The sequence below is a fragment of the uncultured Pseudophaeobacter sp. genome, from assembly GCA_905479575.1.
Lineage (GTDB): Bacteria > Pseudomonadota > Alphaproteobacteria > Rhodobacterales > Rhodobacteraceae > Pseudophaeobacter.
On the sequence record CAJQNB010000011.1, the window covers coordinates 17,872 to 30,958 of the forward strand.

The 13,087-nt window shown below is 61.7% G+C and carries 13 protein-coding genes; 8 read left to right on the forward strand and 5 right to left on the reverse strand.

Annotated elements, in window-relative coordinates; genetic code table 11:
* Positions 1 to 8 precede the first annotated feature (8 nt).
* Entirely contained in the window at positions 9 to 1,019 is a 1,011-nt protein-coding gene (gene moaA, locus QZ268_RS04300; RefSeq protein ID WP_295448562.1) for a GTP 3',8-cyclase MoaA, read from the reverse strand.
* Positions 1,020 to 1,111: 92 nt separating this feature from the next.
* Here moaA and QZ268_RS04305 point away from each other — a divergent pair, with 92 nt between their 5' ends.
* Entirely contained in the window at positions 1,112 to 1,612 is a 501-nt protein-coding gene (locus tag QZ268_RS04305; RefSeq protein WP_295448567.1) for a hypothetical protein, read from the forward strand.
* Positions 1,613 to 1,614: 2 nt separating this feature from the next.
* Here QZ268_RS04305 and QZ268_RS04310 read toward each other — a convergent pair whose 3' ends face one another.
* Genes QZ268_RS04310 through glmU form a run of 3 tightly spaced genes read right to left on the reverse strand, consistent with a single transcriptional unit; the run spans position 1,615 to position 5,578 of the window.
* Positions 1,615 to 2,394 (reverse strand): DNA alkylation repair protein, encoded by a 780-nt coding sequence (locus QZ268_RS04310; protein WP_295448570.1) that lies wholly within the window; start codon positions 2,392 to 2,394, stop codon positions 1,615 to 1,617.
* Between the two features lie 4 nt (positions 2,395 to 2,398).
* Positions 2,399 to 4,222 (reverse strand): glutamine--fructose-6-phosphate transaminase (isomerizing), encoded by a 1,824-nt coding sequence (glmS, locus tag QZ268_RS04315; protein ID WP_295448573.1) that lies wholly within the window; start codon positions 4,220 to 4,222, stop codon positions 2,399 to 2,401.
* Positions 4,223 to 5,578, reverse strand: coding sequence for a bifunctional UDP-N-acetylglucosamine diphosphorylase/glucosamine-1-phosphate N-acetyltransferase GlmU (glmU, locus tag QZ268_RS04320; RefSeq protein ID WP_295448576.1), 1,356 nt, complete (start codon positions 5,576 to 5,578; stop codon positions 4,223 to 4,225). It lies immediately after the preceding gene.
* A gap of 130 nt (positions 5,579 to 5,708) precedes the next feature.
* On the opposite strand from glmU, the gene QZ268_RS04325 reads away from it, so the two are divergent.
* On the forward strand, positions 5,709 to 6,371 hold the full coding sequence (locus tag QZ268_RS04325; protein ID WP_295448579.1) for an HAD-IA family hydrolase: 663 nt from the start codon (positions 5,709 to 5,711) through the stop codon (positions 6,369 to 6,371).
* A gap of 77 nt (positions 6,372 to 6,448) precedes the next feature.
* A complete protein-coding gene (locus QZ268_RS04330) occupies positions 6,449 to 7,642 on the forward strand; it encodes an aminotransferase class I/II-fold pyridoxal phosphate-dependent enzyme (RefSeq protein ID WP_295448582.1) in 1,194 nt (397 codons plus the stop codon).
* Positions 7,643 to 7,784: 142 nt separating this feature from the next.
* On the opposite strand, the gene QZ268_RS04335 is transcribed toward QZ268_RS04330, so the two are convergent.
* Positions 7,785 to 8,636, reverse strand: coding sequence for a PhzF family phenazine biosynthesis protein (locus tag QZ268_RS04335; RefSeq protein WP_349376372.1), 852 nt, complete (start codon positions 8,634 to 8,636; stop codon positions 7,785 to 7,787).
* A 123-nt stretch (positions 8,637 to 8,759) separates the two neighbouring features.
* Between QZ268_RS04335 and QZ268_RS04340 the strand changes: the two genes are divergently transcribed.
* The 5 genes from QZ268_RS04340 to QZ268_RS04360 all read left to right on the forward strand — a co-directional run.
* Positions 8,760 to 9,215 (forward strand): Lrp/AsnC family transcriptional regulator, encoded by a 456-nt coding sequence (locus QZ268_RS04340; protein WP_295448585.1) that lies wholly within the window; start codon positions 8,760 to 8,762, stop codon positions 9,213 to 9,215.
* A gap of 178 nt (positions 9,216 to 9,393) precedes the next feature.
* A complete protein-coding gene (locus QZ268_RS04345) occupies positions 9,394 to 10,554 on the forward strand; it encodes an isovaleryl-CoA dehydrogenase (RefSeq protein ID WP_295448589.1) in 1,161 nt (386 codons plus the stop codon).
* Entirely contained in the window at positions 10,554 to 11,051 is a 498-nt protein-coding gene (locus tag QZ268_RS04350; RefSeq protein ID WP_295448592.1) for a lysozyme inhibitor LprI family protein, read from the forward strand. Before QZ268_RS04345 ends, QZ268_RS04350 begins: the two co-directional genes overlap by 1 nt.
* A gap of 1 nt (position 11,052) precedes the next feature.
* Positions 11,053 to 12,591, forward strand: a complete 1,539-nt coding sequence (locus QZ268_RS04355) for an AMP-binding protein (protein WP_295448594.1) — start codon at positions 11,053 to 11,055, stop codon at positions 12,589 to 12,591.
* Between the two features lie 28 nt (positions 12,592 to 12,619).
* A partial coding sequence (locus tag QZ268_RS04360) for a carboxyl transferase domain-containing protein (RefSeq protein WP_295448596.1) occupies positions 12,620 to 13,087 on the forward strand: 468 nt, incomplete at its 3' end.

Below are 13,087 nucleotides of genomic sequence, written 5' to 3' on the forward strand. Positions count from 1 at the left end.
CGTTCCGCTTAGCCGCCGGTGTGGCTCATGTGGCGGGTGATAGTGCCGCCAACCTGCTGCCGGGAATAGTCAAAATCATGGCCTTTGGGTTTGTCGCCAATGGCGGCGCGGATGGCCTGTTCCAGCAGCTCGGTGCCATCCTGGCTGGCGCGCAGTGGCGCACGCAGATCTGCAGAGCCTTCCTGACCAAGGCAGGTATAAATCTCGCCAGTGCAGGTGATACGCACCCGGTTGCAGCTTTCGCAGAAGTTATGGCTGAGCGGGGTGATAAAGCCGATTTTCTGGCCGGTTTCTTCCAGCCGCACATAGCGCGCCGGACCGCCAGTGCGTTCCGTCAGATCGGTCACAGTATAGTGGTTTTCATACTCGGCGCGCACGTCTTTGAGCGACCAGAACTGGCCGATGCGGTTCTCATCCCCCATGTCTTCGCCCATGGGCATGACTTCGATCCAGGTGAGATCGAGATCGCGCTCGGCGCACCAGCGGGTGATGGCGGGCAGCTCGGCCTCGTTGAAATCTTTCAGGGCGACGGCGTTGATTTTGACCCGCAGCCCGGCCTTTTGCGCCGCATCAATACCCCGCAGAACCTGCGGCAGCCGACCCCAGCGGGTGACGCGGGCAAATTTGTCGTCATCCAGCGTGTCGAGCGAAATATTGACCCGTCGCACCCCGGCAGCAAACAGCGCGTCGGCGTATTTTTCCAGCTGCGAGCCATTGGTGGTCAGGGTCAGCTCCTTGAGCGCTCCGCTGTCCAGATGCCGGGTCATGCTTTCAAAGAAGGTCATAATGCCCCGGCGCACCAGTGGTTCGCCCCCGGTGATACGCAGCTTTTGCACCCCCATTTTGATAAAGCTGGAACATAACAGATCCAGCTCTTCCAGGGTCAGCAGCTCCTTCTTGGGCAGAAAGGTCATGTTTTCCGACATGCAGTACACGCAGCGGAAATCACACCTGTCGGTGACCGAAACGCGCAGATAGGTGATGGCGCGGGCGAAGGGATCAATCAGTGGGGCATTCATAGGCCTATAGCTAAGGCGCAGTCCCGCCTAGGGCAAGGATAGACTGCGTTTTGGTGCTGGCATTAGGGCTGCGTCAAAGCTAGGCTTACCCCATGAAACAGATATTATTTGTCATGGCACCTTTGGTGTTTTTGAGTGGTTGCAATACCTTGCAGTGGAATTCCGATATTTTGGGAGGCGCTTCCGGCGCGGCGGTACAGACACCGCAACGTGATCCCGGTGCGCCTTTGTCGGCCATTCCGAGCGATGAAAGCCTGCAACAGGGCGCTATTGTGCAGGACCCTGCTGCGGTCAGCGCGACTGACCTGGCCCCGAGTGCGGGCAGTGCGCCTGTTTCTGCGCGGTTCCAGGGGCGGGCACAGACGGTGGCCTCTTTGGGGGACCCTGCGATTCCCGGCCTGTGGATGGAGACGTCCCTGGTTACAACCCAACAGATCGCCCGGTTGCGCAGCGCCAATGGCAAACAAGTCACCGTGACGCTGAAACCGGCAACCACAGGCGGCTCTAGCGGTCGGCTGTCGATTGGCGCCATGCGGGCGCTTGGGGCGCCGCTGACCGAACTGATTGAAGTCGAAGTGCTGCCAGCAGGCTGAGCTCAGGAGCTCGGCTGGCTGGTATCTGCGCCGTCGGAGGTCTCGACCTCTGCCGCATCCTCCGCTGCAACCACTGGGGACACCAGATCGGGATAGTCGATGGGCTCTTTCAGGTATTTGGCCGCCTCTTTGCGGGCAAAGGGCTTCATCCCGGCACCGTTTGCAATCAGAAATGCGCGGCTGGCAGCGGCGTCATGTTTGCTGAGATCACGCACCCACCAGGCAATGGCCTTTTGCAGGAACCAGTTGCGATCCGGCACATACGAGGCCGCCCAGCCTAAAATACGGTCACGCCGGGCCTGATCTTCGGGTTTGAGGTTGTTGAGCTTGGCCCAGGGCAGGCAGGCCACCAGGGCAGCGCGCCGGGTCCACATGTGATCAGAGGTGGTCCAGGCCTCGACCTCATCCAGCCGTGCGGGATCTGCGGTCAGGCGTTTTTGCATCGCCATGCAGGCGTGATCGGCAATGGCCCAGCTGTCAAAATCAGGCAGCCAGCTTTGCAGCAGCTCCCAGACCGCCGCGTCATCCTGGATCCGCGCCTGGGTGAGCAGCTTGCCTGCGGCAATGCGGGCTTCAAACACATCTGTTTTCCACAACTCATCTGCCAGGGTGACGCGCTCTTCCAGCGTCAGGGTCTGGCGCCAGCCCTTGGTGATGTCATTGATGGCGGTATTGGGGATGCCCAGGACGATGCGCTTTTGCTTGTGGTAGCTCACCATCTGTTCGGCGCGACCGGGCTCAAACGCTGCGTTCAACTCGTTCAGGGCATCTTCAAGGGTCATCAGGTCACTCCACCGTAACGGATTTGGCTAGATTGCGCGGCTGATCCACATCGGTGCCTTTGGCCACCGCGGTGTGATAGGCCAGCATCTGGGCTGGCAGCGCATAAAGGATGGGCGTCAGGCTATCGTGCACCTGTGGCATCTGGATGGTTTCCCAGGTGCCGTCTCCGCCCTCCTTAAGCCCAGCCGCATCCGAGATCAACAGCACCTTGCCTTTGCGGGCCATGACCTCCTGCATATTGGAGACCGATTTGTCAAAAAGCCCATCCTTTGGCGCCATGACCACCACTGGCATCTGCTTGTCAATCAGCGCAATGGGACCGTGCTTGAGCTCACCTGAGGCATAGGCCTCGGCATGAATATAGCTGATTTCCTTGAGCTTGAGCGCGCCTTCCAGCGCCAGCGGGAACATCAAACCACGGCCCAGGAACAGCACGTCGCGGGCCTCGCTCAGCTTTTGTGCCGCCTGACGAATGGTGTCATTCTGTTCCAGCCCGGCCGCCAGCACATTGGGCAGGCCACGCAGGGCAGAGATATGTGCCTGCAGATCCTCAGCTGAGATTGTGCCGCGGTCCGTTGCCGCCTTGAGCGCCAGCATCAGCAGAACGCTCAGCTGGCAGGTAAAGGCCTTGGTCGAGGCGACGCCGATTTCAACACCTGCGTGAATGGGCAGGGCCAGATCGCTTTCGCGCGCGATTGAACTTTCGGGTACATTGACTACGGACAGAATCTTGTCTGCTTTGCCTTCGCAGTAGCGCAACGCGGCAAGGGTGTCTGCGGTTTCACCGGATTGCGAGACAAACAGCGCCGCTGTTTTGCCCGAAATGGGCGGCTCCCGGTAGCGGAACTCCGAGGCGATATCGACCTCGACCGGCAAGCGGGCAATCTGCTCGAACCAGTATTTGGCAGTGAGGCAGGCATAAAAGGCGGTGCCGCAGGCCACCATGGTCAGCCGCTCGATTTTTGAAAAATCAATGCCGTCTCCGGGCAAATGCACGGCGTCTTCCCCCACTGGCAGATAGTGGCGGATGGCTTCGGCAATCACGGTGGGCTGTTCGGCGATCTCTTTGGCCATATAGTGCTTGTGACCCGCCTTATCGACCTGCGAGGCGTCGATCTGGATGGTCTTCATCGGGCGATTGGCCAGGGCGCCGTTGGCATCGCGGATCTCGATGCTGGTGCGGGTCAGATAGACCCGGTCGCCCTCATCCAAATAGGTGACGCGATCGGTGAGCGGCGCCAAAGCAATGGCGTCACTGCCGACAAACATCTCCCCATCGCCATGGCCCACAGCCAGGGGTGAGCCTTTGCGGGCGGCAACCATCAGGTCGTCTTCGCCGTCAAACAAAAAGGCCAGTGCAAAGGCGCCTTGCAACTGGTCCAGGGTCTTGTTGGCGGCTTCAATCGGAGTGGCGCCCTCGGAGAGATAGCGCTGGGCCAGCAGCGCCACGGTTTCTGTATCGGTTTCGGTCTGAAACTCGATGCCGCAGCCCGTCAGTTCGGCGCGCAGTTCGCGATAGTTTTCAATGATGCCATTGTGCACAACTGCCACTGCCCCGGCCCGGTGCGGGTGGGCATTGCTGACCGAGGGCACCCCGTGGGTGGCCCAGCGGGTATGGCCGATGCCAGATTTCCCCGGCAGAGGTTCGTGGACCAGCAGGTCGTTCAGGTTGACCAGCTTGCCCAGGGCACGCCGTCGCGCCAGTTTACCATCGTTCACGGTGGCAATGCCTGCACTGTCATAGCCGCGATATTCCAGCCGCTTCAGGGCTTCGACCAGAATGGGAGCCGCTTCATGTTTACCAAGAACACCAACGATACCACACATCTACTCAGATCCTTTTGTCAGCCGGGCCTTTTTGGCGCGCAGCATGTCCATCAGTTTATAGGCGTAGCCGGGCTTATTCTCTTGCCGGGTGCGTGAGAGCGCCAGCGCGCCATCTTCGACGTCTTTGGTTACCACCGTGCCAGAACCGGTCATGGTTTCATTGCCCAGGGTGACGGGGGCCACCAGCAATGTGTTGGAGCCGATAAAGCTGCGGGCACCAATTTTGGTGCGGTGTTTCATCACCCCGTCGTAGTTGCAGGTGATGGTGCCAGCGCCAATATTGCTTTCCTTGCCCACCGAGGCATCGCCGATATAGCTCAGATGGTTGACCTTGGCACCTTCGGCGATTTCGGCGTTTTTGATTTCGACAAAATTGCCGATGTGGGTGTTTTCGGCCAGTTCCGCGCCGGGGCGCAGGCGGGCATAGGGACCGACCTTGGCGCCACGGCTGACATGGCAGCCTTCCAGATGTGAAAAGGCGCGAATGACAGCGCCGCTTTCCACGGTGACACCGGGGCCAAAGACCACATTGGGTTCGATCACCGTGTCGCGGCCAATGACCGTGTCAAAGGCCAGGTAAACCGTCTCGGGCGCCATCAGGGTGACACCCAGATCCAACAATTCAGCCCGGGCTTTGGTCTGGAAAACCGCATCCGCAGCGGCCAGATCCGCGCGCGAGTTCACCCCCAGGGTTTCGCTTTCATCGCAGGCAATGGCAGTAACCGAGCGCTCTTGGGCGCGGGCAAGTTCCACCAGATCGGTGAGATAATATTCACCGGAGGCGTTTTCATTGCCAATCTTGGTCAGCAGATCAAACATCAGATCCGCATCACAGGCCATCAGGCCGGAGTTGCAGAAATCCACGGCGCGTTCTGCTTCTGAGGCGTCTTTGAACTCGACAATGCGTTCCAGGCTGTCGCCCTGCATCAGCAGGCGGCCATAGCGCGCCGGGTCTGCGGCGTGAAAGCCCAGCACCACCAGATCTGCCTGCGCCCGCGCGGCGACCATGCGTTCCAGTGTTTCGGCGCTGACAAAGGGCGTGTCGCCATAAAGCACCACAACATCGCCGCTAAAGCCTGTCAGCGCGGCGCGGGCCTGATCCACCGCATGGGCGGTGCCAAGCTGCTCTTCCTGCAACACAACTTCGGCATTCTCGTCAATCTCGGCTACGGCGGCACGGACCGCCTCGGCCTCGTGCCCGGCGACGACAATCACCCGCTCAGGATCCAGGGCGCGACCAGCGGCCAGAGCGTGCTCCAGCATCGAGCCCTGGGCAATAGGGTGCAAAACCTTGGGGATATCAGAATTCATTCGGGTGCCTTTGCCTGCGGCAAGGACGACAAGGGCAGTGCTCATTATCAGTTTTCTCTTTGACTTTTAACGCCCCCGTTCTATCCGCTAACAGCAAAGGTGCAAGCCAATCTGCCATCAAAGAAGGTTGCGGCTTGCAATAAAGGGCAGCGAAAAGGCGCCGAACGGAGGCAATATGCGTACAGTTATCTTTGATCTTGATGGGACCTTAGCGGATACATCCGGGGATCTTTTGGCGGCGGCCAATGCCTGTTTTCGCCATATGGGGTTGGGTGATATCCTGACCCAGCCTGGGGATGCGGCCACGGCGCTGCGCGGCGGCAAGATGATGCTGACGGCAGGGATGAAACGGGCCGGTATCTATGATCCCCAAAAGGTCGAGGACTACTACCCGGTGTTGCTGGAGGCCTACCGCGATGCGATTGACCACCACAGCTACCTTTATCCCGGCGCCATGGAGGCGGTTGAAGCCCTGAAACAGGCGGGCTACGGCGTGGGCATCTGCACCAATAAACCCGAAGCCCTGGCCGAGCAGCTGATGCGATCGCTGGGGGTGCGGCAGGCCTTTGCCTCACTGGTTGGGGCGGATACGCTGGCGGTGCGAAAGCCCGACCCCGAACCGCTGTTTGAGGCAGCGCGCCGGGCAGGGGGCGATCCGGCCCGCACCATTTTGATTGGCGACAGTGACACCGACCGCAATACCTCGGCCAATGCGGGGGTGCCGTCGGTGCTGGTTACCTTTGGTCCTGCCGGCGGTGATATGGCGGCGCTGAACCCCGAGGCGCTGCTGGACCGCTATGAGGATCTGCCGGAGGTGGTCGCCCGCTTGATTGGCTGATCCCGCACCCTGTCAGCGGTGCTGCAGGTGGAATTGTTCCCCTTGACCCTCGGCGGGCGGCGGCTCACAAACGGGTCATGAGCGAGAAATTTACCGGCAGCTTCACCCAACAAGAAGCACTTCCCGAGGCAGCCATCGAGGCCGCTTTGAACGTCCTGCGCCACGGGCGCTTGCATCGCTATAATGTCACTGAGGCAGAGCTGGGCGAAACAGCGTTGCTGGAGCAGGAGTTTGCCGCGCAGGTCGGGGCAAAATACTGTCTGGCTGTGGCCTCGGGGGGGTATGCCCTGGCCACGGCCCTGCGCGCGATTGGTGTAAAGCACGGCGATCGGGTGCTGACCAATGCTTTTACCCTGGCGCCGGTGCCGGGATCCATCGCGGCTGTGGGCGCCACGCCGGTCTTTGTTGGGGTGACAGAAGAGCTGACCATTGATCTGGAGGATCTGGCGGCCAAGGCGGATCAGGCTTCGGTGCTGATGCTGAGCCACATGCGCGGTCATCTGTGCGACATGGATCGCCTGATGCAGATCTGCGACGCCGCTGGCATCACCGTCATCGAGGATTGCGCCCATACCATGGGTGCGGCCTGGAACGGTGTCGCCTCAGGGCGGGTGGGGGCCGTGGGCTGTTATTCCTGCCAAACCTATAAGCATGTGAATTCCGGTGAAGGTGGCCTGTTGATCACCGACGATGCAGAGGTCGCGGCCCGCGCCATCATGCTCTCGGGCTCTTATATGCTTTATGAGCGCCACCTCGCCGCGCCCGGTCCTGAGGTCTTTGAGCGGGTGAAGTATGAGACCCCGAATATTTCCGGCCGCATGGACAATCTGCGCGCGGCAATCCTGCGGCCGCAACTGGCCGATCTGGATCGTCAGGTGGAGCGTTGGAACGCCCGCTACCAGACCGTTGAGGCGGGGCTGCGCGACACGCCCGGCCTGACGCTGGTGGAGCGCCCGCAGGCAGAGCGCTATGTCGGCTCGTCGCTTCAGTTTCTGTTGCTGGACTGGAGCGCAGACAGCATCGCCGAAGTGATCAGCCGTTGTGCGCGGCGCGGGGTTGAGCTCAAATGGTTTGGCGGCGCCGAGCCTGCGGGCTTTACCTCGCGCTATGACAGCTGGCGCTATGCGGCGGCACAGAGCCTGCCCAAAAGTGACCGCATTCTGGCGGCAATCCTGGATATGCGGGTGCCGCTGACCTTTAGCCTGGAAGACTGCGCGCAGATTGCGCGGATCATTCGCTCTGAGGTGGGGACGGTCTATCAGGCGGGGTAGCCCGGCCAGGATAGGTATTTTGCCTGTTAGCTGCTTGAGGGCGCAATAGCATCCCTAGGACCGTTCCCAAAATGTAAAGAAAAGACCGGCGCACCCGCAATGCCCGGTCTTTCCTGATCTGTGTCGCCTTTTTACCGGATTGTTACCCGATTGCCCGGGCGCTCCCGGAGACCCGAACTGATGCACCAGTGGTGTCATCCAGTGGCACATGGATAAGGGAAGGGCTGCCCATGTCCTCGCCCTGGCGAATGGTCAGCGCGCCACCATGTGGCCAGCCGGCGTCCCGCAGATACCCGGCAAAGGCTGCGGCTGCGGCGCCAGTGGCGGGGTCTTCCAGAACGCCCCCCGAAGCAAAGGCATTGCGCACAACAAAGGTCTGATCCGTTTCGATATAGGCCAGCATGATCGTCACCAGCTCATGTTGGCGCATGACCTGGCGCCCCGCATCCAGATCATAGCTCATTGCGGCGAGGGTGGCGCGGTTCTTGAGAGGCAACAGGATGTGATCTGCTCCACCATGGATACGCGCTGGGGCCAGGCGCGGGTCAAGATCATCGCTTGTGAGGCCAAACAACGCCATCGCATCCTCAAGCTCCTGCGGCTGGATTGCGCTGCTTTTGGTCGGGGGCGAAGACAGCGTCGCCATCATTGCACTGTCCATAGCGTCGTCGGCGGGGGTTGCATCCACCGTAATTGCACTGTTGTTGAGTTCTAACGCGTAGGTTCCGGCGCCGTGATGCTGGCCAAGGGCTGCGCCCAGGGCAATTGTCGCGTGGCCGCAAAAGGGAACTTCGGATTCGGGTGAAAAGCACCGGACCCGCCAGGCGTCCCCGGTGTCATCCTTGGCCACCGCAAAGGCGGTCTCCGAATAGCCGACCTCTGCCGCGATGCGCGCCATATCTTTTGTTGCCAGATCTTCCTGTAGCAAAACCACGCCGGCGGGGTTGCCGCCCTCGGGGCCTGTGCTGAATGCTGCAATGCGTTGCACGTCCATGGGTATCTCCTGTGTGTTTGATAGGGAGAATCTAGGCATCTGCAGCGGCTTTGTCCCCGGCATGGCAAAGGCGGATGAGACAAAGAGCTTTCAAAACGTTGCCGATCTTTCTAACCTGCCTTCATGTCGAAATTACTGGATCAAACTGACTGCGCCATTATCGAGATTCTCGATGGTGATGGCCGTGCCAGCCTGTCAGATATTGGTAAGCAGGTAGGGCTGTCTGGTCCCGCAGTGGGTGAACGGCTGCGGCGGCTCAAAGATACCGGTTATATTCTCGGCTTTGGCACCCGGCTGGATCTTCGGGAGCTGGGCTATACCATTCAGGCCCAGGTTAGGATCAAGCCACGCAGTGGCCAGCTTCATATGGTGGAGCGCATGATCCAGGAGCAGCCGCGGTTCATGTCCTGTGACCGTGTCACTGGCGATGATTGTTATGTCGCCCGTCTGGCCCTGGCGGATGTGGCCGAATTGGATGACATTCTACTGCCGTTCCATGACCGGGCCGAGACCCATACCTCTATTGTGAAATCCTCAATCTTTGAGAGCAGGCTGCCGCCGCTGTCCGTAAAACCCTGATCAGCGGCCACTACTGGCGCAGCAGCGCCTGCGGGGCGGCTTTGCGCTCTGGCTGTGGTGTTTTGTCCAGTGCGGCAAAGACCGGAGGGCTGGGGATTGACCCGAATCGACCTTTGCGGCTAGTAAATGAACAGGTGTTCAGATAATTTGACAGATAGCTTGGAAAAGGGAGCGGGCAATGTTCAATGCAAGCATGCAATTCGATCTTGGGGATGAGGTAAATGCACTGCGTGACATGGTGCATCGCTGGGCGCAGGACCGTGTCAAACCGATGGCGCAGGAAATCGACCAGAAGAACGAATTCCCCCCGGAACTGTGGACGGAAATGGGGGAGCTTGGCATGCTGGGCATCACCGTACCGGAAGAGTTCGGCGGCGCGGGCATGTCCTATCTGGCCCATACGGTTGCGGTGGAAGAAGTGGCACGGGCCAGTGCCTCTGTGTCGCTGTCCTATGGGGCGCATTCCAATCTCTGTGTCAATCAGATCAAGCTGAACGCCACGGATGAGCAGAAAAAGAAATACCTGCCGGGCCTGGTTTCCGGTCAGCATGTTGGCGCCCTCGCGATGTCCGAAGCAGGCGCCGGTTCGGATGTGGTGTCGATGTCGCTGCGGGCGGAAAAGCGCAATGATCACTATCGTTTGAACGGCAATAAGTACTGGATCACCAATGGTCCTGACGCCGACACGCTGGTGGTCTATGCCAAAACTGACCCGGATGCGGGCTCCAAGGGGATTACCGCCTTTATCATCGAGAAGGATTTCAAAGGCTTTTCCACCTCGCCGCATTTTGACAAGCTGGGCATGCGTGGGTCCAACACCGCCGAGCTGATCTTTGAAGACTGTGAAGTGCCCTTTGAAAACGTGCTGGGCGAAGAGGGCAGGGGCGTCAAGGTTCTGATGTCCGGTCTGGACTATGAACGTGTGGTTCTGGCGGGCATCGGCACCGGTATCATGGCCGCCTGTATGGATGAAATGATGCCCTACCTGGCAGAGCGCAAACAGTTTGGTCAGCCCATTGGGAACTTCCAGCTGATGCAGGGCAAGATCGCCGACATTTATGTCGCGCTGAACACCGCCCGCGCCTATGTCTATGAGGTCGCGCGGGCCTGCGACACGGGCAAGGTCACCCGTCAGGACGCCGCGGGCGCGGTGCTTTATGCCAGCGAACAGGCGATGGTGCAGGCGCATCAGGCCGTTCAGGCCATGGGCGGCGCGGGTTTCCTGAACGACAGCGTCGTCAGCCGCCTGTTCCGCGACGCCAAGCTGATGGAGATCGGCGCCGGCACCAGTGAGATCCGCCGCATGCTGATCGGCCGCGAACTGATGGGGTTGGTCTGATGCGGCTGGCGCTGGCGGTTCTGGTTGCGATGACGGGCCCGGCCATGGCGCAGGACGATGCCATGCCGGTGGCCGATCCGGCGGTCGTGGATGCCTGCCTGGCGGGCGATGCCGATCCGATGTCCTGCATCGGCACCGCGGCGCAGGCCTGCATGGAAGGCCCCGGAGGCAGCACGACAGTCGGCATGTCGTCCTGCCTGTCGCAGGAGCTGTCTCACTGGGACGGTCTGCTGAACGACAGCTATGAAAGGCTGATGGCGCAATCCAAGGCCGCCGACGCTCAGATGGCCGATCTGGGCTCTGCCGCGCCCGAACAGGCGCCCCTGCTGCGCCGGATGCAGCGCGACTGGATCGCCTATCGCGACGCGGCCTGTTCCTATGAGGGCAGCCGTTGGGGCGGCGGCACTGGCGCGGGTCCGGCCGGCACGCAATGCATGCTGACCCAGACCGCGCGGCAATATCTGTGGCTGGACGCCTATCTGACCGAAGGGCGATAAGATGCGGATGCTGACGCATACCGACCATGGCGCATTGCGCCGTGACTTCCGCTGGAACCTGCCCGCCCGCCTGAACATGGCCGATCAATGCCTGGCCCATGACGCCGCCGCCGTGGCCATCATCGACCATGACGGCAGCCCCCGCCCGGTGACCTTCGGCAAGCTGGTTGAGATGACAAACCGCCTGGCACATGCACTGGACGTGCCGCGGGGCGAACGCGTGGGCGTCTTGCGGACGCAATCGTCCTGGACCGCCGCCGCACATCTGGCGATCTGGAAATCGGCCGCCATCTCGGTCCCGCTGTTCAAGCTGTTCGGCCCCGAGGCGCTGGCCCTGCGCCTGAACGACGCCGGCATCAGCACGGTCATCGCCGATGTCGAAGGCCGCGCGATGCTGCGCGCCTTTCCCGACCTGCGGGTGATCGTGCCCGAAGACGGGTTGCCAGGCGCAGGGGCGTTTCCCTCACACCCGACCGGACCCGATGATCCGGCGGTCATCATCTATACCTCGGGGACGACAGGGGCGCCCAAGGGCGCGCTGCACGGCCACCGCGTGCTGACCGGCCATCTGCCCGGCGTCGAGATGAGCCACGATCTGCTGGGCCAGCCCGGCGACGTCATCTGGACGCCCGCCGATTGGGCCTGGATCGGCGGGCTGTTCGACGTGGCCATGCCCGCGCTGGCGCTTGGGGTGCCGGTCGTGGCGGCGCGGATGCCGAAATTCGATCCCGCCGCGGTGGCCCGACTGGTCGACGATTGTCAGATCCGCAACATCTTCTTTCCGCCGACCGCGCTGAAGATGCTGAAGGCCGCCGATATCCACCTGCCCGGCCTGCGCAGCGTCGCGTCGGGCGGGGAAACGCTTGGGGCGCCGATGCTGGAATGGGGGCAGGGTGCCTTTGGCCTGCAGATCAACGAATTCTATGGCCAGACCGAATGCAACATGGTCGCGTCGGGGGCCGGGCGGATGTTCCAGGCCCAGCCAGGCGCGATCGGCAAGGCGGTCCCGGGATGCGATGTGGCGGTGATCGATGATCAGGGCCGTCCCTTGCCCGATGGGCAGGATGGCGACATCGCCATCCGACGCGGGGCGGCCAGCATGATGCTGGGATACTGGAACCGCCCCGAGGCGACGGCGGAAAAATTCCGCGGCGACTGGATGGTGACGGGCGACAAGGGTGTCATCCGTGACGGCCATATCCATTTCGTGGGCCGCGACGACGATGTGATCACGTCGGCCGGATACCGCATCGGCCCCTCGGAAATCGAGGATTGCCTGCTGCGCCATCCCGCCGTGGCCCAGGTGGGCGTCATCGGCAAGCCCGACGCCCTGCGCACCCAGATCGTCAAGGCTTATGTCGTCCTGCGCCCCGGCTTTGCCGCCGATGACGCCATGGCCGATCAGCTGCGCGACCATGCCCGCCGCCAATCCGCCGCCCATTCCTATCCACGCGAAATCGCGTTTCTGGACAGCCTGCCGATGACCGTCACCGGCAAGGTCATGCGCCGCGAATTGCGCGCGCTGGCAGAAGCCGAATGACCGTCCGGCCCCAACCAGAGGTTCCCCAATGAAGCTGACCAGCCAGGCCTTGCCCTCCTCCGACCAGTTCCGTGCCAATCGGCAGGCGCATCTGGACCTGCTGGACACGGTGCGCCAGGCCGCAGACCAGGCCGCCGCGGGCGGGGGTGCGGCGGCCACCGAACGCCATGTCAGCCGCGGCAAGATGCCCCCGCGCGAAAGGGTGGCGAACCTGCTGGACCCAGCCAGCCCGTTCCTGGAGATCGGCGCGACGGCGGCCCATGGCATGTATGACGGCGCGGCCCCGGGTGCCGGGGTGATCGCGGGGATCGGCCGCGTGCATGGTCAGGACGTGATGGTCGTGGCGAATGATGCGACCGTCAAGGGCGGCACCTATTACCCGATGACCGTCAAGAAGCACCTGCGCGCCCAGGAGATCGCCGAGGAATGCGAACTGCCCTGCGTCTATCTGGTCGACAGCGGCGGCGCGAACCTGCCCAACCAGGACGAGGTCTTT

Excerpts from the sequence above, each read along its gene's own strand:
- QZ268_RS04325 (WP_295448579.1), top strand. The coding sequence starts at position 5,709 with ATGCGTACAGTTATCTTTGATCTTGATGGGACCTTAGCGGATACATCC.
- QZ268_RS04335 (WP_349376372.1), bottom strand. The coding sequence starts at position 8,636 with ATGGACGTGCAACGCATTGCAGCATTCAGCACAGGCCCCGAGGGCGGC.
- QZ268_RS04305 (WP_295448567.1), top strand. The coding sequence starts at position 1,112 with ATGAAACAGATATTATTTGTCATGGCACCTTTGGTGTTTTTGAGTGGT.
- glmU (WP_295448576.1), bottom strand. The coding sequence starts at position 5,578 with ATGAGCACTGCCCTTGTCGTCCTTGCCGCAGGCAAAGGCACCCGAATG.
- glmS (WP_295448573.1), bottom strand. The coding sequence starts at position 4,222 with ATGTGTGGTATCGTTGGTGTTCTTGGTAAACATGAAGCGGCTCCCATT.
- moaA (WP_295448562.1), bottom strand. The coding sequence starts at position 1,019 with ATGAATGCCCCACTGATTGATCCCTTCGCCCGCGCCATCACCTATCTG.
- QZ268_RS04310 (WP_295448570.1), bottom strand. The coding sequence starts at position 2,394 with ATGACCCTTGAAGATGCCCTGAACGAGTTGAACGCAGCGTTTGAGCCC.
- QZ268_RS04340 (WP_295448585.1), top strand. The coding sequence starts at position 8,760 with ATGTCGAAATTACTGGATCAAACTGACTGCGCCATTATCGAGATTCTC.
- QZ268_RS04355 (WP_295448594.1), top strand. The coding sequence starts at position 11,053 with ATGCGGATGCTGACGCATACCGACCATGGCGCATTGCGCCGTGACTTC.
- QZ268_RS04330 (WP_295448582.1), top strand. The coding sequence starts at position 6,449 with ATGAGCGAGAAATTTACCGGCAGCTTCACCCAACAAGAAGCACTTCCC.
- QZ268_RS04345 (WP_295448589.1), top strand. The coding sequence starts at position 9,394 with ATGTTCAATGCAAGCATGCAATTCGATCTTGGGGATGAGGTAAATGCA.
- QZ268_RS04350 (WP_295448592.1), top strand. The coding sequence starts at position 10,554 with ATGCGGCTGGCGCTGGCGGTTCTGGTTGCGATGACGGGCCCGGCCATG.